Origin of the sequence: Pseudomonas pisciculturae (assembly GCF_015461805.1) — a bacterium.
Taxonomy (GTDB): domain Bacteria; phylum Pseudomonadota; class Gammaproteobacteria; order Pseudomonadales; family Pseudomonadaceae; genus Aquipseudomonas; species Aquipseudomonas pisciculturae.
Window position 1 is genome coordinate 797,066 of sequence record NZ_JACVZE010000001.1, and the last position, 20,303, is coordinate 817,368.

General features: G+C 58.8%; 21 protein-coding genes and 1 tRNA gene. 16 read left to right on the forward strand and 6 right to left on the reverse strand.

All coding sequences use genetic code 11. The features are described 5' to 3' along the window. The first annotated feature begins 71 nt into the window (after positions 1-71). Together ICY20_RS03570 and ICY20_RS03575 are read left to right on the forward strand one after the other, a co-directional pair. The gene (locus ICY20_RS03570; protein ID WP_017736361.1) at positions 72-743 is read left to right on the forward strand and encodes a response regulator; all 672 of its coding nucleotides are present in this window, start codon (positions 72-74) and stop codon (positions 741-743) included. After that, the gene (locus ICY20_RS03575; RefSeq protein WP_159962163.1) at positions 736-2,121 is read left to right on the forward strand and encodes a sensor histidine kinase; all 1,386 of its coding nucleotides are present in this window, start codon (positions 736-738) and stop codon (positions 2,119-2,121) included. Before ICY20_RS03570 ends, ICY20_RS03575 begins: the two co-directional genes overlap by 8 nt. Here the strand turns inward: ICY20_RS03575 and ICY20_RS03580 are convergent, their stop codons facing one another. Together ICY20_RS03580 and ygfZ are read right to left on the reverse strand one after the other, a co-directional pair. Continuing rightward, on the reverse strand, positions 2,122-2,943 hold the full coding sequence (locus ICY20_RS03580; protein WP_159962162.1) for an HDOD domain-containing protein: 822 nt from the start codon (positions 2,941-2,943) through the stop codon (positions 2,122-2,124). A 36-nt stretch (positions 2,944-2,979) separates the two neighbouring features. Further along, on the reverse strand, positions 2,980-3,915 hold the full coding sequence (gene ygfZ / locus ICY20_RS03585; RefSeq protein ID WP_159962161.1) for a CAF17-like 4Fe-4S cluster assembly/insertion protein YgfZ: 936 nt from the start codon (positions 3,913-3,915) through the stop codon (positions 2,980-2,982). Between the two features lie 140 nt (positions 3,916-4,055). On the opposite strand from ygfZ, the gene ICY20_RS03590 reads away from it, so the two are divergent. After that, positions 4,056-4,310: an FAD assembly factor SdhE gene (locus ICY20_RS03590; protein WP_014717362.1), complete on the forward strand. Its 255-nt coding sequence runs from the start codon at positions 4,056-4,058 to the stop codon at positions 4,308-4,310. Next, positions 4,294-4,743 carry a protein YgfX gene (locus ICY20_RS03595; protein WP_194936944.1) on the forward strand — a complete coding sequence of 150 codons (450 nt, stop codon included), beginning with the start codon at positions 4,294-4,296 and terminating at the stop codon, positions 4,741-4,743. Before ICY20_RS03590 ends, ICY20_RS03595 begins: the two co-directional genes overlap by 17 nt. Here the strand turns inward: ICY20_RS03595 and nadB are convergent. Then, positions 4,712-6,328, reverse strand: coding sequence for an L-aspartate oxidase (gene nadB, locus ICY20_RS03600; RefSeq protein ID WP_194936945.1), 1,617 nt, complete (start codon positions 6,326-6,328; stop codon positions 4,712-4,714). The two genes, ICY20_RS03595 and nadB, sit on opposite strands and share 32 nt — an antisense overlap. Before the next feature lie 463 nt (positions 6,329-6,791). Between nadB and rpoE the strand changes: the two genes are divergently transcribed. The 4 genes from rpoE (at position 6,792) to ICY20_RS03620 (ending at position 10,653) form a co-directional block, all read left to right on the forward strand. Beyond that, a complete protein-coding gene (gene rpoE, locus ICY20_RS03605; RefSeq protein ID WP_003172477.1) occupies positions 6,792-7,373 on the forward strand; it encodes an RNA polymerase sigma factor RpoE in 582 nt (193 codons plus the stop codon). Positions 7,374-7,405: 32 nt separating this feature from the next. Next, a complete protein-coding gene (locus ICY20_RS03610) occupies positions 7,406-7,993 on the forward strand; it encodes a sigma-E factor negative regulatory protein (RefSeq protein WP_034096393.1) in 588 nt (195 codons plus the stop codon). A gap of 15 nt (positions 7,994-8,008) precedes the next feature. Beyond that, positions 8,009-8,971, forward strand: a complete 963-nt coding sequence (locus ICY20_RS03615; RefSeq protein WP_194936946.1) for a MucB/RseB C-terminal domain-containing protein — start codon at positions 8,009-8,011, stop codon at positions 8,969-8,971. Positions 8,972-9,216: 245 nt separating this feature from the next. After that, on the forward strand, positions 9,217-10,653 hold the full coding sequence (locus ICY20_RS03620) for a DegQ family serine endoprotease (protein WP_159962157.1): 1,437 nt from the start codon (positions 9,217-9,219) through the stop codon (positions 10,651-10,653). A 70-nt stretch (positions 10,654-10,723) separates the two neighbouring features. Here ICY20_RS03620 and ICY20_RS03625 read toward each other — a convergent pair whose 3' ends face one another. Further along, positions 10,724-12,157 carry a M48 family metalloprotease gene (locus ICY20_RS03625; protein WP_159962156.1) on the reverse strand — a complete coding sequence of 478 codons (1,434 nt, stop codon included), beginning with the start codon at positions 12,155-12,157 and terminating at the stop codon, positions 10,724-10,726. 94 nt (positions 12,158-12,251) lie between these two features. Here ICY20_RS03625 and ICY20_RS03630 point away from each other — a divergent pair, with 94 nt between their 5' ends. After that, positions 12,252-12,491 (forward strand): sulfurtransferase TusA family protein, encoded by a 240-nt coding sequence (locus tag ICY20_RS03630; protein WP_010212198.1) that lies wholly within the window; start codon positions 12,252-12,254, stop codon positions 12,489-12,491. A 31-nt stretch (positions 12,492-12,522) separates the two neighbouring features. Further along, entirely contained in the window at positions 12,523-13,593 is a 1,071-nt protein-coding gene (locus ICY20_RS03635; RefSeq protein ID WP_159962155.1) for an AI-2E family transporter, read from the forward strand. A gap of 60 nt (positions 13,594-13,653) precedes the next feature. Here the strand turns inward: ICY20_RS03635 and ICY20_RS03640 are convergent, their stop codons facing one another. Both ICY20_RS03640 and ICY20_RS03645 read right to left on the reverse strand, forming a co-directional pair. Continuing rightward, complete coding sequence (locus ICY20_RS03640) at positions 13,654-14,127, reverse strand: peroxiredoxin (RefSeq protein WP_159962154.1); 474 nt, start codon at positions 14,125-14,127, stop codon at positions 13,654-13,656. A gap of 10 nt (positions 14,128-14,137) precedes the next feature. Then, positions 14,138-14,698: a glycine cleavage system protein R gene (locus tag ICY20_RS03645; RefSeq protein ID WP_003172487.1), complete on the reverse strand. Its 561-nt coding sequence runs from the start codon at positions 14,696-14,698 to the stop codon at positions 14,138-14,140. Positions 14,699-14,971: 273 nt separating this feature from the next. Between ICY20_RS03645 and dapA the strand changes: the two genes are divergently transcribed. From dapA to ICY20_RS28300, 6 genes are all read left to right on the forward strand, one after another. Next, the gene (gene dapA, locus ICY20_RS03650) at positions 14,972-15,850 is read left to right on the forward strand and encodes a 4-hydroxy-tetrahydrodipicolinate synthase (RefSeq protein ID WP_124525838.1); all 879 of its coding nucleotides are present in this window, start codon (positions 14,972-14,974) and stop codon (positions 15,848-15,850) included. Positions 15,851-15,867: 17 nt separating this feature from the next. After that, positions 15,868-16,983 (forward strand): outer membrane protein assembly factor BamC, encoded by a 1,116-nt coding sequence (gene bamC, locus ICY20_RS03655; RefSeq protein WP_159962153.1) that lies wholly within the window; start codon positions 15,868-15,870, stop codon positions 16,981-16,983. 4 nt (positions 16,984-16,987) lie between these two features. Then, the gene (locus tag ICY20_RS03660; protein WP_159962152.1) at positions 16,988-17,746 is read left to right on the forward strand and encodes an MBL fold metallo-hydrolase; all 759 of its coding nucleotides are present in this window, start codon (positions 16,988-16,990) and stop codon (positions 17,744-17,746) included. 27 nt (positions 17,747-17,773) lie between these two features. Continuing rightward, complete coding sequence (gene purC / locus ICY20_RS03665; protein ID WP_017736329.1) at positions 17,774-18,487, forward strand: phosphoribosylaminoimidazolesuccinocarboxamide synthase; 714 nt, start codon at positions 17,774-17,776, stop codon at positions 18,485-18,487. A gap of 84 nt (positions 18,488-18,571) precedes the next feature. Beyond that, positions 18,572-18,661, forward strand: a tRNA-Ser gene (locus tag ICY20_RS03670). A 269-nt stretch (positions 18,662-18,930) separates the two neighbouring features. After that, positions 18,931-20,298 (forward strand): AAA family ATPase, encoded by a 1,368-nt coding sequence (locus ICY20_RS28300; RefSeq protein WP_194936947.1) that lies wholly within the window; start codon positions 18,931-18,933, stop codon positions 20,296-20,298. Positions 20,299-20,303 lie beyond the last annotated feature (5 nt).

The window sequence follows — 20,303 nt, forward strand, 5'->3', positions numbered from 1 at the left end:
CAGGGCAGGCCGCGCCTGTAAACTGCCCGGCAAAGTGTGGCGTTGACCACTCCTGAACGAGGTAGAAATCCATGCGTGTCCTCCTGGTTGAAGACCATCTGCAGCTTGCCGAAAGTGTCGCCCAGGCGCTCAAGAGCACGGGTTTGACCGTCGACGTATTGCACGACGGCGTGGCGGCGGACCTGGCCTTGAGCAGTGAGGAGTACGCCGCCGCGATCCTCGATGTAGGGCTGCCGCGCATGGATGGTTTCGAGGTGCTTGCGCGTTTGAGGGCTCGTGGGAAAAATCTGCCGGTGCTGATGCTGACGGCGCGCAGCGATGTGAAAGACCGCGTGCATGGCCTGAATCTCGGTGCTGACGACTATCTGGCCAAACCGTTCGAGTTGACCGAGTTAGAAGCACGGGTCAAAGCGCTATTGCGCCGCAGTGTGTTGGGCGGCGAGCGCCAACAAACTTGCGGCGTTCTTGTTTATGACCTCGACACGCGGCGCTTCACGGTTGGCGGCGAGTTGATGACGTTGACCTCCCGCGAGCAAGCGGTGCTTGAGGCACTGATCGCCCGCCCGGGCCGGGTGATGAGCAAGGAGCAACTCGCTTCCCAGGTGTTTGGCCTGGACGAAGAAGCCAGCCCCGATGCCATCGAAATCTACGTGCACCGCCTGCGCAAGAAACTCGACGGCCAGCCCATCGCCATCGTGACTTTCCGCGGCCTCGGCTACCTGCTGGAAGCCCGCGATGCATAAGCCCAGCAGCCTGCGCTGGCGGCTGCTGTGGAACCTGGCGCTGTTGCTGGTGCTGCTGATGCTGGCCAGCGGCATGAGTGCCTACTGGAACGGTCGCGAGGCGGCCGACACGGCCTACGACCGCACGCTGCTGGCGTCTGCCCGCACTATCGCCGCTGGCTTGACCCAAGTCGACGGCACCCTGAGCGCCAACGTGCCGTACGTGGCCCTGGACACCTTCGCTTACGACAGCGCCGGGCGTATTTACTACCAGGTCAATGACATCGATCAGAAGTTGATTTCGGGTTACGAAAACCTTCCCGGCCCGCCGCCCGGTACGCCGCGCACCGATGATTATCCAGCCTTGGCACGCTTTTACGACGCCGTTTATCAGGGCCAGCCCGTGCGGGTGGTGAGCCTGCTCAAAGCAGTTTCTGAACCGAATATGAATGGCATGGCCGAAATCCGCGTGGCCGAAACCGATGAAGCCCGCGTGAGCATGGCCCGCAGCCTGATGGCCGACACCTTGCTGCGGCTGGGCATGCTCGCAGTGGGGGCCTTGTTGCTGGTGTGGTTTGCCGTGAGTGCTGCGTTGCGCCCGCTGGAGCGCCTGCGCACGGCGGTAGAAGAGCGCCAGCCGGATGACCTGCGCCCACTGCCGCTGGTGGAAGTGCAACATGAGTTCGGCCCGCTGGTGCGCTCCCTCAATCACTTCACTGAACGGCTGCGCGGCCAGTTCGAGCGCCAGGCGCAGTTTATTGCCGACGCGGCCCACGAGTTGCGCACTCCACTTGCGGCGCTCAAGGCTCGCTTGGAACTGGGCCTGCGCAGCGACGCCCCAGACACCTGGCGCAGCACCCTGGAAACCGCCGCCCAAGGCACTGATCGTCTGACCCATCTGGCCAACCAATTGCTGTCCCTGGCCCGCATCGAAAACGGCGCCCGAGCGATTGCCGAGGGTGGCGCGCAGCTGTTGGACCTGAGCCAATTGGCCCGTGAACTGGGCATGGCCATGGCACCGCTGGCGCATGCACGGGGCGTTGCGTTGGCGTTGGAAGCTGACGAACCGGTATGGCTGCGCGGCGAGCCGACACTGTTGAACGAGTTATTGAGCAACCTGGTGGACAACGCCTTGGCCCACACGCCACCGGGCGGCAACGTGATTCTGCGGGTGACGGCGCCAGCGGTGCTGGAAGTGGAGGATGACGGCCCCGGCATTCCTTCGGATGAGCGCGACCGGGTGTTCGAGCGTTTCTACCGCCGCAGCCAGCAGGGCATGGGGTCTGGCTTGGGTCTGGCGATTGTGGGTGAGATCTGCCGGGCGCACCTGGCGCAGATCAGCCTGCACGATGGCGAGCGCGCCGGGCTTAAGGTGCGGGTCAGTTTTATCGCCGGTTGATCAGTAGAACATCGAGCGCGCTTCATCCAGCTCGGCCCGCAGGGCTTCACTGTAAGGGTCGACCCGCAGCTTCTTGAGGGCCGGCAGGGTAGACACCGGAAAGTCCGCCAGCGGATGATCGGTGCCGCGATGGCAATACAGTACGGCGATTTGCACCAGGTCGATGTAGTCGAGGCTGGCAGAGTCTCGTTCCAGGTTCAGGTATTGGCCTGGCAGTTTCGCCAGCATTTCCGGGAAGTCCCAACCGCTGAGCAATTTGTCCCCCAGCAGTGGGTGGATGCTGTCGATGACATGGTTGAGGCTGACCGGGTCGGAGAGCAACTCGTAGTGGTCTTCGGCGTACGTGAGGATCGGCAGCACGCCGATCTGATGCACCAGGCCGCCCAGGGCTGCCTGGTCTGGCTTGAGCTGACTGTGGCTGCGGCACAGCACATAACTCACACCGGCCACTTCCAGGCTGCGACGCCATACATCACGCATCTTCTGATCCACCGCATCGGAGCGGGCGTGGAAGATTTGCTCCATCACCAGGCCGATGGCCAGGTTACTGCTGTAGTTGGTGCCCAGCCGAGTGATAGCGGTGTGCAGGTCGGTGACTTCCTGGGTGGCGCGCAACAGCGGGCTGTTGACCACTTTGATCAGGCGTGCCGACAGCGCGGTATCGCGACCGATCACTTTGCTCAAGTGGCTGATGCTGATTTCCGGGTCTTCAGCGGCCTGACGAATGTTCAGGGCCACTTCCGGCAAAGTCGGCAGAACCAGGTCATCGTTGCCGATGGCCGTAACCAAAGCCTGTTGGACTTTTTCCGCCAGCTTGTTCATTCATGCTCTCTAGGGTGTTGCAAAAGGGTACGGCGACTAACGCTGGATCTCTCGATCACGGTCGAGTGTGTAGGGCAGGTCAAGCAGTTGCAGACCGGGGCCTTCCAGTGTGCCTAAGTGCACATCGCCACTATCGGCAGCTTCGGCTTGCAACACGGCCAGAAGTTCAATCACTTGGTCAGCTTTTGCGGCAATCACCACTTCGCCGATCGCGCTGTTATGGCTGGGGCAAAACAGCGGGGTGCCTGGCTCGGGCATCTCGGCCGAATTGAGGCTCAGGCGATACAGGCGGCGCTTGAGTTTGCCCAGGTACTGCATGCGCGCGACGATTTCCTGGCCGGTGTAGCAACCTTTCTTGAAACTCACGCCGCCCACGGCTTGCAGGTTAAGCATCTGCGGGATGAACAGCTCGCGGGTTTGCGCCATGACCTGGCCGATACCCGCGCGGACCTGGCCCAGCAGCCAATCATTCAACGGTTTTTCGTCGAGCTGCAATTGGCCGCGCACAGCGTCTGCTTGCTCGGCGGGTACCCAGAGTTCGGCACGGCCTGGGGATACGCGGATAGCGATCAGGGTTTCGGTGCGTGCGACGCTGTCGGTCTCGGCCGGTAGCTCAAGGCCGAGCTTGGCGAGTGCCGGTTCTGCGTTCACCAGGCCAAAACGCACCCAAGCGGCGCTTTCGTCGGTGAGCTTGGATTTGGAGAAGACCGCGTATTTCTTCAGGTCTGCCAGTTGTGGCTCCAGCAGTTCAGTAGCCATTGCCAGCAACACGCCGTCACCTTGCAGCAGGATGCGAAAGCTCGATTGCATGCGCCCCTTTTGCGTGCAGCGCGCGCCAAGACTGGCCTGGGTGTCGCTCAGGTAATTGAGGTTGCAGGTCAGTTGCCCTTGCAGGAACTTGGCAGCGTCGGCGCCGCGGACGGCGAGAACGCCTTCGTGGGACAGGGGGCAGAAGAAAGCAGAGTCAGCCATGGGTCATCGCAGGTCAAAAAGTCATGGGTGCATCATAGAGGGGCGCCCGGCAAATGGATAGTTTCCGTATGGGGCGACCAAAGCCGAGTGTCCCACTGTCGTCGGGCCTGTATACTTGCCGCCTATTTGAGGAGCGCTCCATGGTCGAAGATGTAGAAATCAATCGCCTCTACTGGCACAGCCGTCGCGGCATGCTTGAGTTGGATGTGTTGTTGGTGCCTTTCACCAAAGAGGTGTACGCAACGCTCAACCAGGTGGACCGCGACCTCTACGTCAGGCTGCTGACCTGCGAAGACCAGGACATGTTCGGCTGGTTCATGGAGCGCGCCGAATCTGAAGACCCAGAGCTGCAACGCATGGTTCGGATGATCCTGGATCGTGTCCAGCCCAAGTAACCCCGCTTTCGAATGCCGCTGGCAGGCCTCACGGCTGTTGCTGGCGGCGTATCTCCTCGCCCAGTTGTTCGCGTTGGGCGCGCTGTTGTCTCTCGATCTGCCTTATTCAAGCCTTGGCGTGTTGTTGTGTCTGACGCATGCCGTCTGGGCCTTGCCGCGTCATCTATTGTTGACTCACCGTTCGTCGATTCGTGGCTTGCGCCGTGACGCGGATGGCTGGCAGTTGTTCAGTGACGAGCGGGGTTGGCACGTTGTGCAGTTGCGTCCCGATAGCGTGGCATTGCCACTTATTGTGGTGCTGCGTTATCGGTTACCGGGCCAATGGTGGGTGCGTTCTGTTTGCGTGCCAGCGGATTCGCAGGTCGCCGATGTGCATCGACGCCTGCGGGTACGCTTGAAGTTCAGTCGCCGTAGGTGGTTGGCACCAGAATAGTGTCGCGGGCTTCGGGCAGCATCTCGGGGTAGTCGAGGGTGTAATGCAGGCCTCGGCTCTCTTTGCGTTCCATGGCTGAGCGAATCATCAGCTCCGCTACCTGGGCCAGGTTGCGCAGCTCGATCAGGTCGCGGCTGACTTTGTAGTTGCTATAGAACTCGTCGATCTCATCCAACAGCATACGCACCCGGTGCTGGGCCCGTTGCAGGCGCTTGGTGGTGCGCACGATCCCCACGTAGTCCCACATGAAGCGCCGCAGCTCATCCCAGTTGTGGGCGATGATCACGTCTTCGTCCGAATCGGTAACCTGGCTGGCATCCCAGCGGGGCAGGGCATCGGGCACGGGGATGGTCGGCAGTTGGTCGAGAATGTCTTCTGCTGCCGAACGCGCATACACAAAGCATTCGAGCAGCGAGTTGCTGGCCATGCGGTTGGCGCCGTGCAAGCCGGTAAAGCTGGTTTCGCCAATTGCATACAGGCCGGGCACGTCGGTGCGCCCATGCTGATCGACCATCACGCCGCCGCAGGTGTAGTGGGCGGCGGGCACCACCGGAATCGGGCCTTTGGTGATGTCGATATTGAATGCCAGGCAGCGTTCGTAGACGGTGGGGAAGTGGGTCTTGATAAAGGCTTCGGGCTTGTGGCTGATGTCCAGGTACACGCAGTCGATGCCCAGGCGCTTCATTTCGTGGTCGATGGCGCGGGCGACGATGTCCCGTGGGGCCAGTTCGGCACGTGGGTCGAAGCGCTGCATAAAGCGTTCGCCGTTGGGCAGTTTCAAGTGCGCACCTTCGCCGCGCAGGGCTTCGGTGATCAGGAAGCTCTTGGCCTGGGGGTGATACAGGCAAGTGGGGTGGAACTGGTTGAATTCCAGGTTGGCCACCCGGCAGCCCGAGCGCCAGGCCATGGCGATGCCGTCGCCGCAGGCACCGTCGGGGTTGCTGGTGTAGAGGTAGACCTTGGCCGCGCCGCCCGAGGCGAGAATGGTGAAGCGTGCACCGTAGGTGTCCACCTCACCGCTGGCGCGGTTGAGTACGTAGGCACCGAGGCAGCGCTCGCCTTCAAGGCCCAGGCGTTTTTCGGTGATCAGGTCGACGGCAACTCGCTGTTCCAGCAATTCAATGTTGGGGCGTTGGCGGGCTTGCTCTAGCAAAGTCTTGAAGATCGCAGCGCCCGTTGCGTCGGCGGCGTGGATGATACGGCGATGGCTGTGGCCGCCTTCGCGGGTCAGGTGGAATTCGAAACCACCGTCGTCATTGCCCGCGTGTTCGTCGCGCGTAAACGGCACGCCTTGGTCGATCAACCACTGGATCGCCTCACGACTGTGCTCGACGGTAAAGCGCACCGCCTCTTCATTGCACAGGCCGCCGCCAGCGTTGAGGGTGTCTTCGACATGGGACTGCACCGTGTCGGTGTCGTCCAATACCGCGGCGACACCGCCCTGGGCCCAAAATGTCGAGCCGTTGGCCAGGTCGCCCTTGCTCAGTACCGCAATCCGCAGGTGGCTAGGGAGGGTCAGCGCAAGACTCAAGCCGGCCGCGCCGCTACCGATCACCAGGACATCGTGTTGAAACTGTTGGCTCATTTGAAGGATTCCGCAAAAAGCGATCCGAAGAGGTGGCGCAAACAGGACGCCTGGATCGGCGAATCAAAGGGTCACACGGGCCACTAGTATATAGAGGGGCTGAGCGGCACAATAGCCGGGCATTCGTGGCAATGTGAGATTACGGTGCACGGCTAGGGTAAAATCAGCCAGTTATTGAAGCGGGAACTTTTTGCATAAGCCCCGACTCAATAGCAGGTTGCCCGAAAGCTGGGAAAACGTTGAGTTTATTGGCCCGTCGGGAGCATTGGACGCGTCAGAAAACCGGCGACAAGATTATTCGCGCAGCCGGCGTTGCCCGTGCTGCGTTTTTCGTGTGTGCCAAATCAGTGCGTGCCGGAAACTTGCTTGAAGGGGGAGAACTTTTGCGAAAAGACCGAGTCTATGTTTGCAAGCCTGATCGTTTAGTTATGCAAGCCTCCTTCAAGTACAACGAGGAGTGTTCATGCTAACCCAGGAAGAGGATCAGCAGCTGGTCGAGCGCGTTCAACGCGGCGACAAGCGAGCTTTTGATCTGCTAGTGCTGAAATACCAGCACAAAATTCTCGGGTTGATCGTGCGGTTTGTGCACGACACCCATGAAGCGCAGGACGTTGCACAGGAAGCCTTTATCAAGGCCTACCGTGCACTAGGCAACTTTCGCGGTGATAGTGCGTTTTACACGTGGCTATACCGTATCGCCATCAACACGGCGAAGAACTATCTGGTGTCTCGCGGACGCCGCCCACCAGATAGCGATGTAAGTTCAGAAGATGCTGAGTTTTACGATGGTGATCACGGCCTCAAAGATCTCGAGTCGCCGGAGCGAGCATTGCTGCGCGACGAGATCGAAGGAACCGTTCATCGCACAATTCAGCAACTGCCAGAAGATTTACGTACGGCGTTAACTTTACGTGAATTCGATGGTCTGAGTTACGAAGACATTGCGAGCGTCATGCAGTGTCCGGTGGGGACTGTAAGGTCACGGATTTTCCGGGCCCGGGAAGCCATCGATAAAGCCTTGCAACCGTTGTTGCAAGAGAACTAAAGACAGCGGCGACAGCCAAGAGAGGAACCGCCATGAGTCGTGATGCCCTGCAGGAATCGCTGTCCGCAGTGATGGATAACGAAGCGGATGAACTGGAACTTCGTCGAGTGCTCAACGCATTTGATGATGCCGAAACCCGTGATACCTGGTCTCGTTACCAAGTCGCTCGGGCGGTGATGCACAAGGATCTTCTAATCCCTCGTCTGGATATTGCTGCGGCCGTTTCTGCTGCACTGGCTGATGAAGCCGTTCCGGCTAAGGCTGCTCGTGGTCCATGGCGTAGCCTGGGTCGCCTGGCAGTGGCTGCCTCGGTGACTGTTGCCGTGCTGGCCGGTGTTCGCCTGTACAACCAGGACGAAATCGCCGGTGCCGAATTGGCCCAGCAGACCCAGCAACCGGTCATGGCCGGCCCGCAAGTCAAAGGCCCAGCGGTATTGGCCGGCTACAAGGAAAGCTCGGACGCCACCGGCCCAATGGCCAACGGTGTGCTGCAAGGGCAATCCGGCTGGCAGGACCAGCGTCTTCCAGGCTACTTGCGCCAACACGCACAGGAATCGGCCCTGAAAGGCACTGAAAGCGCTCTGCCTTACGCTCGCGCCGCAAGCCTGGAAAACCGCTGATTCGTAAGGAGCTTTATGCGCGCCATACCGCTCCTTACGCTTTTGCTCAGTAGTTGGCTTGCACTACCCGCCCACGCCGATGAGGCCCAAGATTGGCTGACTCGACTTGGGCGTGCAGAGCAGCAGCAAAGCTTTCAAGGTACGTTCGTCTACGAGCGTAACGGCAGTTTTTCTACCCACGACATCTGGCATCGTGTCCAGGATGGTCAAGTTCGCGAGCGGCTCTTGCAGCTCGACGGCTCGGCTCAGGAAGTTGTGCGTGTAGATGGTCGTACTCAATGTGTCAGCGGCACCCTTGTCGCCGGCATCGGTAATTCCCGTGACGCTCCTTCACGCGCGCTTGATCCGCAAAAACTCAATCAATTTTATGAACTGGCCGTTATCGGCAAATCTCGCGTGGCCGGTCGTAATGCGGTGATTATCGCAATCACGCCGCGTGATCAGTATCGTTATGGATTTGAGCTGCATTTGGACCGTGAAACCGCGCTGCCGCTTAAATCACTGTTGCTCAATGATCAGGCGCAGTTGCTGGAGCGGTTTCAATTCACGCGCTTGAATACTGCTGTCGCGCCGGATGATCGCGATCTGGCGCCTAGCAGCGAATGCACGCCTATCGCAGTCGCTAACAGCAATGCGCCGCAGGTGGAGTCTACTGAGTCTTGGCATCTGGAATGGCTGCCGCCGGGTTTCCAATTGACTAACAACAGTGCTCACAAAGACACCCAGACCAAGGCGACGGTCGACAGTCTGATGTTTGAAGATGGGCTGGCACGTTTCTCGGTGTTTCTTGAGCCAATCAGTGATGCGAGTGTTACGGAAACCCGTACTCAATTGGGCCCCACCGTTGCTGTTTCCCGCCGCTTGAATACGGCGGATGGCGAAATGATGGTCACCGTCGTTGGCGAGATTCCCATCGGCACTGCTGAGCGCATTGCACTGTCGGTGCGTGGTAAAAAAAAGACTGCCGCCAAGCCGTGAGCTGTTAATGCTGCGTTCATCTCGTCCTTTCACGCTACTTTCATGCCCTGTGATTCATAGTGAGCATGAAATGTTCGGATCAGTATTTTCACTTGCAAAAAACTCGCATGTTTTTTATAGATTTTTTAAAGGTCAGGGCTTGTCAGCTCTGGCCTTCTCTTGTTCGCGGAACAAAGATGTCGGTGGCAGTTTCCGGCGTTTCTTGAACCCTGTCGCTCAACCCTGCTCGTCGTAACGGGAGCTGTATGTCGATACCACGTTTGAAGTCGTACCTATCCATAGTCGCCACGGTGTTGGTGCTGGGCCAGGCCTTGCCTGCGCAAGCGGCCGATCTACCTGACTTTACCCAACTGGTCGAGCAGGCCTCGCCGGCTGTGGTCAACATCAGTACCACGCAAAAACTGCCGGACCGCAAAGTCTCCAACCAGCAGATGCCAGACCTCGAAGGCCTGCCGCCGATGCTGCGCGAGTTCTTCGAGCGCGGCATGCCGCAACAGCGCTCTCCTCGTAGCGGTGGTGGCCAGCGTGAAGCGCAGTCACTGGGCTCGGGCTTTATCATTTCGCCGGATGGCTACATCCTGACCAACAACCACGTGATTGCCGATGCCGACGAGATTCTCGTACGCCTGGCCGATCGCAGTGAATTGAAAGCCAAGCTGGTGGGCACTGATCCGCGTTCCGATGTGGCTTTGCTCAAGATCGAAGGTAAAGATCTACCCGTCCTGAAGTTGGGTAAATCCCAAGACTTGAAAGCCGGCCAGTGGGTTGTTGCCATCGGTTCGCCGTTTGGCTTTGACCACACCGTGACCCAAGGTATCGTCAGTGCCATTGGCCGCAGCCTGCCTAACGAAAACTACGTACCGTTCATCCAGACCGACGTGCCGATCAACCCGGGTAACTCCGGTGGCCCGCTGTTCAACCTGGCGGGCGAAGTAGTGGGGATCAACTCGCAGATCTACACCCGCTCCGGTGGTTTTATGGGTGTGTCGTTCGCCATTCCAATCGATGTGGCGATGGACGTTTCCAACCAACTGAAAAGCGGTGGCAAAGTCAGCCGTGGCTGGTTGGGCGTTGTTATTCAGGAAGTGAACAAAGACCTGGCTGAATCCTTCGGCCTCGACAAGCCGGCCGGTGCCCTGGTCGCGCAAATCCAAGACGATGGCCCGGCGGCCAAAGGTGGCTTGCAAGTCGGCGATGTGATCCTGAGCATGAACGGCCAGCCTATCGTCATGTCGGCTGACCTGCCGCACCTGGTGGGTGCACTGAAGGCGGGCAGCAAGGCCAAGCTGGAGGTGATCCGCGAAGGCAAGCGCCAGAACGTTGAGCTGACCGTAGGCGCAATCCCGGAAGAAGGCGCCACTCTGGATGCCCTGGGCAACGCCAAACCGGGTGCCGAGCGCAGCAGCAATCGCTTGGGTATCGCCGTTGCTGAGCTGACCGATGAGCAGAAGAAGAGCTTCGACCTTAAAAGCGGCGTAGTTATCAAAGAAGTGCAGGATGGCCCCGCATCGCTGATCGGCCTGCAGCCAGGGGATGTCATCACCCACCTGAACAACCAGGCGATCGACAGCACCAAGCAGTTCACCGACATCGCCAAGGCGCTGCCGAAGAACCGTTCGGTATCGATGCGCGTGTTGCGTCAGGGCCGTGCCAGCTTCATTACGTTCAAGCTGGCCGAGTAATCTGCTAGCGACATAACAAAAAGCCCCGCCTTCGTTTAACGAGGGCGGGGCTTTTTTGTGGGCGATGGATTTAGCTCATCATCCCTTTCACCAAGCGCTCTTGTTCGATCAGCTCACGCTGGCGAGCGTCGATGCGTGACGACAGTGGGAAGTTGCTGCCGGCACGGCGCTTGGCAAAGTCCAGTTGCTGAATGGCCTGCTGGAAGTCGCCGACCAAGGCAAAGTACTCGGCACGCGCTTGATGCAGGCCGATGATGTTGCCGGACAAGCCGCGTGTCTCGGCGACCTGGTACCAGACATCGGGATCATCAGGGCGGGATTTGAGCAGGCCGTCCAAGGCCTTTTCCGCCTCGGCGGTGCGGTTTTGCTTGAGCAGCAGGTCTACCCGAATCTGGTTCAGCGGGTAGTTGCCGGGATACTGGGTCAGCATTCGATCAGTACGCTGCTGGGCATCGGGCAGGTGGTTGTTGTCCATCTCCAACTGGATCAGCGCCAGATTGTAAGTGATGTCGTTCGGCGCCTTGGCAAGCAGTGCCGTCAGGTTCTCCCGTGCTTGCTTGAACTGCGAGCCTTTGATTTGCGCAATGGCCAGCCCGTAGCGCGCGACGTCGTTTTTCGGGTTTTCGTCGAGTTGTGCCTGGAAGCGTTTGGCGGCGAGGCCTGAGGTATCTTCGTATTGCAACTGCACCCGTGCGCGAATCAATTGATAGCGCAGGCTGTCTTCCTTGCCGCCAGCCTTGGCTTGCTCGGCACGGTTGCGGGTGTCGGCGATTCGAGATTCGGTCACCGGGTGCGTAAGCAGGAATTCTGGCGGTTTGGCATCAAAGCGGTATTGGCGCCCCAGGCGTTCGAACATGGACGGCATGGAGCGCGGGTCGTAGCCGGCTTTTTCCAGGTTGAGGATGCCGATACGGTCGGCTTCCTGTTCATTCTGGCGTGAGAAGCGTCGTTGTTCCTGGATCGCCGCTGCCTGGGTGCCGGCAATCGCGGCAATGCCTGCGTCGCCTGCGCCGGCCGCCGCGGCAATGATGCCGCCGAGCAAGGCGGCCATCATCGGGATCTGCATGCGCTGCTGCGCCTCCACGCCACGGGCGAAGTGGCGCTGGGACAAGTGCGCCAATTCGTGGGCCAGTACCGAAGCGTATTCCCCTTCGGTCTGAGCGTTGAGGAACAGGCCGCCGTTGACCCCGACAATCCCGCCGGGTGCCGCAAAGGCGTTCAATTGCGGGCTGTTGATCAGGATGAACTCGAGGCGCCGGTCATTCACCTGGCTAGTCTCTACCAGCTTGTACACGCTGGTTTCGACGTAATCCTTGAGCTGCGGATCGTTAAGCTGCGAGACCTGGCCCCGCAGGTAGGCCAGCCATGCGCGGCCCAATTGGTATTCCTGTTGTGGCGAGACAATGGCAGAACTGGCGTCGCCAAGTGACGGCAGGTCGTCAGCGAAGCCCGGGGAGGCCAGCAGGCAAGCCAGCGTCAGCAGGGTAGGGCGCAAAAAAGTCATGCACAAAGCCTTTCGACAAAGAGCTTACTGTAGCCGGACACTGAGCTTCGGACCAGATATTCTAAGCAGCCCAACCCTTGCCCGGAGTAAAACCATGACCGACGCTGTAGCCTTCGATGCCGAACTCGATGCCAGCGGCCTCAATTGCCCGCTGCCTTTGCTCAAGGCAAAGCTGGAGCTCAATCGGCTGGCCAGTGGTGCAGTGCTCAAGGTGATCGCTACCGATGCAGGCTCCCAGCGCGATTTCCGCACTTTTGCCAAGTTGGCCGGGCATACCCTGTTGCATGAAGAAGACGCCGCCGGTGTGTACCGTTACTGGTTGCGCAAGGCCTGAATCGTTTGCTCCCACCACCCGAGGTTGATTGATGTTCAAAGTGTTACGAGACTGGATTCAGCGCTACTTCTCCGATGAAGAGGCCGTGGTGTTGGCGGTGTTGCTGTTCCTGGCCTTTACGGCCGTGCTCACCTTGGGCGGCATGCTGGCGCCGGTACTGGCGGGGATGGTGCTGGCGTACTTGATGCAAGGCCTGGTCACCACCCTTGAGCGTCTGCGCCTGCCGGGCGGGGCGGCGGTGGGGTTGGTGTTTGCCTTGTTCATGGGCGTGCTGGTGCTGTTTATCGTGGTGGTGTTGCCGTTGTTGTGGCACCAACTGATTACGTTGTTCAACGAGTTGCCGGGCATGCTCGCCAAGTGGCAATCGTTGCTGCTGCTGTTGCCGGAGCGCTACCCGCACCTGGTGTCGGATGAGCAGGTGTTGCAGGCCATCGACGTGGCGCGTGGCGAGATCGGAAAGTTCGGGCAGTGGGCGCTGACCTTTTCCCTGTCCAGTCTTCCGCTGTTGGTCAACATCATGATCTACCTGGTGCTGGTGCCGATTCTGGTGTTCTTCTTTCTCAAAGACCGCGCCATGATCGGTCGCTGGGTGCGGGGCTATTTGCCGCGCGAACGGGCGTTGATCACCCGGGTGGCCGAGGAAATGAACCGGCAGATCGCCAATTACATCCGTGGCAAGGTGATTGAGATCATCATTTGCGGCGGCGTGACCTATATCGCCTTTATTGCCCTGGACCTGAACTACGCGGCATTGCTGGCATTGTTGGTGGGTGTATCGGTGGTGGTGCCGTATGTGGGCGCGGTGGTGGTGACGGTGCCGGTGACGCTGATCGCACTGTTCCAGTGGGGCTGGAGTGATCAGTTCATCTACCTGATGGCGGTGTACGGGATTATCCAGACCCTGGATGGCAACGTGCTGGTGCCGCTGCTGTTCTCGGAAGCAGTGAACCTGCACCCGGTGGCGATTATTTGTGCAGTGTTGTTGTTTGGCGGGCTGTGGGGGTTCTGGGGCGTGTTCTTTGCGATCCCCCTGGCAACATTGTTCAAGGCGGTGCTGGATGCGTGGCCGCGGCAAGAGCCGGTAGTCGCACCACTGTTGTGACTTTGCGGTGAGCGGGCTTGGTGGGGTGAGCCCGCTCACCGCACCAAGCCCGTCAGCGTTTCAGGCCTTGTTCAGCGCCTGCGCCGCCGCTAAAACTGCATCCACATGCCCTGGCACTTTCACGCCACGCCATTCCTGGCGCAACACACCCTCCTTGTCGATCAGGAACGTGCTGCGATCCACGCCCAGGTATTCCTTGCCGTACAGCTTCTTCAGCTTGATCACATCGAACAGCTGGCAAACCGCTTCGTCCTTGTCGCTGATCAGCTCGAAGGGGAATTCCTGCTTGCCCTTGAAGTTTTCGTGGGACTTCACGCTGTCGCGCGACACGCCAAACACTTCGGTATTGGCGGCCTTGAACGCGGCGTACTGATCACGAAAGCCCTGGCCTTCGGTGGTGCAGCCCGGGGTGCTGTCCTTCGGGTAGAAGTAGATCACCACTTGCTTGCCCTTCAGGGCGGCAAGGTTGAAAGTTTGGCCGCTGGTGGCTTGGGCTTCGAAATCCGCTACAGGTTGGTCGATGACAACCGCCATGGGTACTTCCTTACATTGGGTTCTGTGGGCGCCAAGGTTCGATCAGGGCGTCAAGGTTCAGGGCGTCGGCAAAGTCCAGGAACTGGTCGCGCAGCCAGCTGATCTGTACGCCGGCCGGCAGGGTCACGGTGAACGTGGCATTGAGCATGGTGCCGCCGGTTTGCGGGGCCTGGTAGGTGTCGCAGGTCAGGTTCTCCAGCTCGACGTTATGGTCGATAAAGAACTGGCACAGCTCATTGACGATGTCCGAGCGGTAGGCCGAGCTGACGTAGGCTACATAAGGCAGGGCCTGCGGGCGGTTTTCGAGGGCGGCGCTGCGCACCACGTTGACAGTGAAGTCGTGCTTCTTGGCCAGGCCGGGCAAGCCGGTTTCCAGGCGCGCCAGAGCGTCCCAGGTGCCAGAGATCTGCAACACCAGTGCGCTGCACTCGCCGTGGCGGGTCAGGCGGGAGGTCACGACAGCGCAGCGGTTTTCATGGCTGGCGCGGCACAGGACGTTGGTCAGCTCCATGGGGTTGGCGCCGAGGGCACTGATAACAAGGAATTGTTCGCGAACTGTGGGGGTGGACATGCAGCCTTCCTAAAACGATGAGCGGTCGATACTGTGAGGGCTGTATCGATCAAAGCATGAAGGGTAGCGAAAAGCGCCGCCAAGGGATAGGAGGTGGCGTTTTCATTACGTGATCGAGCTTATTTCATCCTGCTTCATGCCATGCTTTGGCCCAATGATGGCATTGCCCGTCGTTTAGTTGCGCCATAAGGCATCCTCAGGCGGTACTTCGCTTGTGCAAGCATCTTGGCGCCAGTACCATTACGGCTCTCTTTTTCCGGCAGGAGCGGTTGCATGATTGCGGGCAGTATGGTGGCACTGGTCACACCCATGGATGCACAAGGTCATCTCGACTGGGACAGCCTAGGCAAACTGGTGGACTTCCACCTGCAAGAAGGCACCAACGCCATCGTGGCGGTCGGCACCACAGGTGAGTCGGCCACCCTCGACGTGGAAGAACACATCCAGGTCATCGAATTCGTGGTCAAGCGCGTTGCGGGCCGCATTGCCGTCATCGCCGGTACGGGCGCCAACTCGACGCGTGAAGCGATCGAACTGACCAAAAACGCCAAGAAAGCCGGTGCCGATGCGTGCCTGCTGGTGACCCCGTACTACAACAAGCCGACCCAGGAAGGCTTGTACCAGCACTTTCGCACCATCGCCGAAGCTGTCGACATCCCGCAGATCCTCTACAACGTGCCGGGCCGCACCGCTTGCGACATGCAGGCCGCGACCGTGATCCGCCTGTCCACCGTGCCGAACATCATCGGTATCAAGGAAGCCACCGGCGACCTGCAGCGCGCCAAAGACATCCTGGCGGGCGTCAGCAGTGATTTCCTGCTGTATTCCGGCGATGACGCCACCGCTGTCGAGCTGATCCTGCTGGGTGGCAAAGGCAATATCTCCGTGACCGCCAACGTGGCCCCGCGTGCCATGAGCGAAATGTGCGCCGCCGCCATCGCTGGCGATGCCGTGACCGCGCGTGCGATCCACGAGAAGCTGATGCCGCTCAACAAGACACTGTTTATCGAATCCAACCCTATTCCCGTGAAGTGGGCGCTGACTGAAATGGGCATGATGCCGGACGGTATCCGTCTGCCGCTCACCCGTCTCAGCGAAGCCTGTCACGAACCGCTGCGACAGGCCCTGCGCCAGTCCGGCGTCCTGGTTTAATTGAGGAAGCACTACGCATGAAGCGATTGGCCGGACTTTCCGCACTTGCCTTGATTATCTCCAGCACCAGTGGCTGCGGTTGGATCTGGGGCCCGGAAGGCTACTTCCGTGACCGCGGTAGCGATTACCTGGAAGCCCAAGCAACCAAACCGATGCAATTGCCACCGGACGTCAACGTCGCCAAGCGCCTTGACCCGCTGCTGCCGATCCCGCGTAACGTTGCCGACGACACCACCAAGGGCGAGTACGTAGTGCCTCGTCCACAGCCGGTCTCGGCCGTGGCCGATGCAAGCGACTACAGCCTGCAAAAGAGCGGTGATTCACGCTGGATCGTAGCTCAGCGTCCACCTGCCGAAGTCTGGCCGGTTGCGGTTCAGTTCTTCCAGGACAACGGTTTTCGCATTGATGAGCAGCGCCCGCAGACCGGTGAATTCACCACTGCATGGCAGCAAGGCAGCGAGCTGTCCGCCACCATGGCCAAGCGCCTGCAAGCCGGTGGTGTAGCCGCCGACAGCGAAGCTCGTGTGCGTGTGCGCATTGAGCCAGGCGTGCAACGCAATACCAGCGAAGTCTATGTGGTAAGCGCCGAGCGTCCTGCCGGCAGCACCGCCAACGTCGATTTCACCAACCGTTCGGTCAACACCGGTGTCGATTCGGCATTGGTTGACGAGATGCTGGCCAGCATGAGCCGTATCTCCGAGAAGGGCGGTTCGGTTTCCCTCCTCGCTGCACGTGATTACGACACACCGAGCCGCGTCAGCCTCACCGAAGACGGCAGCGGCAACGTGGTGCTGAACCTCGGCGAAGACCTGGACCGTGCCTGGGCCAGCGTTGGTCGCGCGTTGGAGCAAGGCCCTTGGCGTGTTGAAGACATCAACCGCAGCCTGGGCCTGTACTACATCAACGTGGCTGAAAAAGCCGAGCGTAAAGATGACGAGCCAGGTTTCTTCGGCAAGCTGTTCGGCAGCACGCCGACCAAGGAAGAAATCGAAACCCGTGCCGAGCGTTACCAGGTTCGTTTGAGCAAGGTTGGCGAAAGCGTTCAAGTCACCGTCGAGAAGAACATCAACACCGTTGCGCCAGCTGAAACAGCGCGCAAAGTGTTGGGCGTGATTCAGGACAACCTGGGCTGAGCCAATGCGTTTTGCTGTTCTCGGTAGCGGTAGCCAAGGGAACGGCACGCTGGTCGCCCACGACGACACGTATGTACTGGTGGATTGTGGTTTCTCGTTAAAAGAAACCGAGCGGCGCCTGCTGCGCCTGGGGGTTCACCCCTCGCAGCTGAGCGCGATTCTGGTGACCCACGAACATGCCGACCACGTGCATGGCGTGGGTTTGCTGTCTCGGCGCTACAATCTTCCGGTGTACCTCAGTCGAGGCACCTTGCGCGGGATGCGCAAACCCATTGAACCCGCAGGTTTCCTGGCCGGTGGCGAGCAACTGCAAATCGGTGCCTTGAGCATCGATGTGATTGCCGTGGCGCATGACGCCCAAGAGCCTACGCAGTATGTTTTCAGTGATGGCGAGCGACGCTTCGGCGTGCTCACCGACCTGGGTTCCTACTGCTCCAGGGTGCTGGATGGTTACCGCGACCTCGATGCATTGATGATCGAGTCCAACCACTGCCGAGACCTGCTGGCTCGCGGTCATTACCCCTACTTTCTCAAGCAGCGGGTGGGCGGCGAACTGGGACATTTGAATAACCACCAGGCGGCGTACCTGGTGTATGAGTTGGGCTGGCAAGACCTGCAACACCTGGTCCTGGCCCACTTGAGCAGCAAGAACAACCTGCCGACGCTTGCCCGGCAATGTTTTGTCGACACCCTAGGGTGCGACCCGGACTGGCTGCAACTGGCCGATCAAGATTCAGGGCTCGACTGGCGACATATCGCCTAGCCCACCTCACTCAAAGCGGAGCCCATCATGGAAAAACGTGAAGAACTCTACCGCGGCAAGGCCAAATCGGTTTACAAGACCGACGACGCCAACCGCCTGATCCTGCTGTTTCGCAACGACACCTCGGCGTTCGACGGCAAGCGCATCGAACAACTTGATCGCAAGGGCATGGTGAACAACAAGTTCAACGCCTTCATCATGCAGAAACTCGAAGAGGCCGGCATTCCGACCCAATTCGACAAACTGCTGGGCGACAACGAGTGCCTGGTCAAGAAACTGGACATGATCCCTGTCGAGTGCGTCGTGCGTAACTACGCCGCCGGCAGCCTGGTCAAGCGTCTGGGCGTTGAAGAGGGCCTCAAGCTCAACCCTTACACCTTCGAACTGTTCCTGAAGGACGACGCCAAGGGCGACCCGTTCATCAACGAATCCCACGTCGTGGCGTTCGGCTGGGGCACTGCTGAGCAGCTGGCGCGCATGAAGGAGTTGTCCCTCAAGGTCAACGACGTGCTGAACAAGCTGTTCGACGACGCCGGCCTGCTGCTGGTGGACTTCAAGCTCGAATTCGGCGTATTCCACGACGGCTCCATCGTCCTTGGCGACGAATTCAGCCCGGACGGCTGCCGCCTGTGGGACAAGGACACCAAGAAGAAGATGGACAAAGACCGCTTCCGTCAAGGCCTCGGTGACGTTATCGAAGCCTACGAAGAAGTCGCCAATCGTCTCGGCGTACCGCTTTAATCGACGCAAGCATCTGATAGCACGGAAAAAAATCTCTCTTCGAGCTTTGCTTTCCTGAACTACGCTGTTATGATGCGCGCCGTTGGAGAGATGCCAGAGTGGCCGAATGGGACGGATTCGAAATCCGTTGTACCTTCACCGGTACCTAGGGTTCGAATCCCTATCTCTCCGCCATATTAAAAGCCCTTATATATCAATAAGTTATGAGGGTTTGGTAAGGCGATCTTGTACCAGCGCTTTGTACCAAGAAAATTGCCCTGATCTTTTGGATCGGGGCTTTTTTTTGCTTAATTTTATCTGACGAATCTAGTATGAAGTCTTGGTCAAATCCCGCGAGGTATCCGTTTCGTTTGTTTAATAAGCGTCAGGCACCCCATGCCCACTCCAACGGAGTAAACTCTTAGATTGCACGTGCTCAACGTCCTAACTTTGCAGGAGAATCCGTGAAACTCAATCAGCTATCTTTGCGGGATTACCGCTGTTTTGATGCGCTCGAAATTGATTTTCATCCGGAACTTACCGTTTTGGTTGCGAGCAATGGTGCAGGTAAAACATCGATTCTCGACGCTATCGCAATAGCATTTGGGCCTTATGTTGGGGCCTTCGATGAGGCTGTTGGCAAACATTTTGAGCCTAGTGACATTCGTCAGCTCCGAGCGCGAACCACGGTTACCCATGAGATGGAGTATTCCGCCAAGGGAGTAAGACTCGAAGCGAGAGGTATGATCCCTGGTAGCGTCGCAGAGCGACTAGATGATTTGCCATCAATATGGCGGCGGAGCCTCACTGGCCCGACTAAAACCAAGACGTCGGTCAAGGACGCAAAGGAGTTGAGAGATTACGGCAAGCGTATGCAGGAAGCTGTTCGTACGCCAGGCAGCGATGTGGTCTTGCCTCTGCTCGCTTATTATGGCACTGGTCGATTGTGGCAACAGAAAAATCAGAAAAGGCAGTCATGGTCCGAGAAAATTGTTCGGACGTCTCGCACTGTCGGGTATACCGACTGCTTGGACCCTGCATCCAAGTACAAAGCGTTCGTGGAGTGGTTCCGGTACTGGAACTTTAATGCCAAAGAACTGCGTATCAAGGCCTTGGAGCTGAGAGAAACGGCTGTCGTAAGCGAATTTGACGGGTATATCGAATCAGTCAGTGCTGCCGTCAATGCATGCCTCGAACCCGCCGGTTGGAAGAATATCGAGTACTCGTTCTCGCGGGATGCGTTGGTTGCCCATCACGATGATTTCGGTGAGCTTCCTGTTGAGTTATTGAGTGATGGTATTCGCAATATGATTGGCATGGTTGCGGATATCGGATTTCGAGCAACTAAGCTCAATGGCCAACTAGGGGCCCACGCCGCGAAGTCTACGCCAGGAATCGTGCTCATTGATGAGGTGGATATGCATCTTCATCCTCGATGGCAGCAGACGATTCTTTCGCAGCTTAGAGATGCATTTCCCAGACTTCAATTCATCGTGACCACTCACAGCCCACAGGTATTGACGACTGTACCTTCGGAGTCTATTCGTATTCTTCGGGGTAATAAGGTTTATTCGGCGCCGCCCGGTACGGAGGGTTCGGAACCGGAGCGAATGCTGAAGCAGGTGTTGGGGCTGGAAGAGGTACGTCCGCCTGGTAATGCTGCCACACAAGAATTAAAAGAGTACCTAGCGTTAGTTGATCGAGACCAATGGAGCAGTGAGCGTGCAAAAACGCTTCGCGAGCGATTGGATCGGCGCTATCAAGGGCAGGAACCTGCTTTGTTGGATGCTGACTTGCAAATTGATAATCGTAAATGGGAGTTGGGCGATTGAAGCGG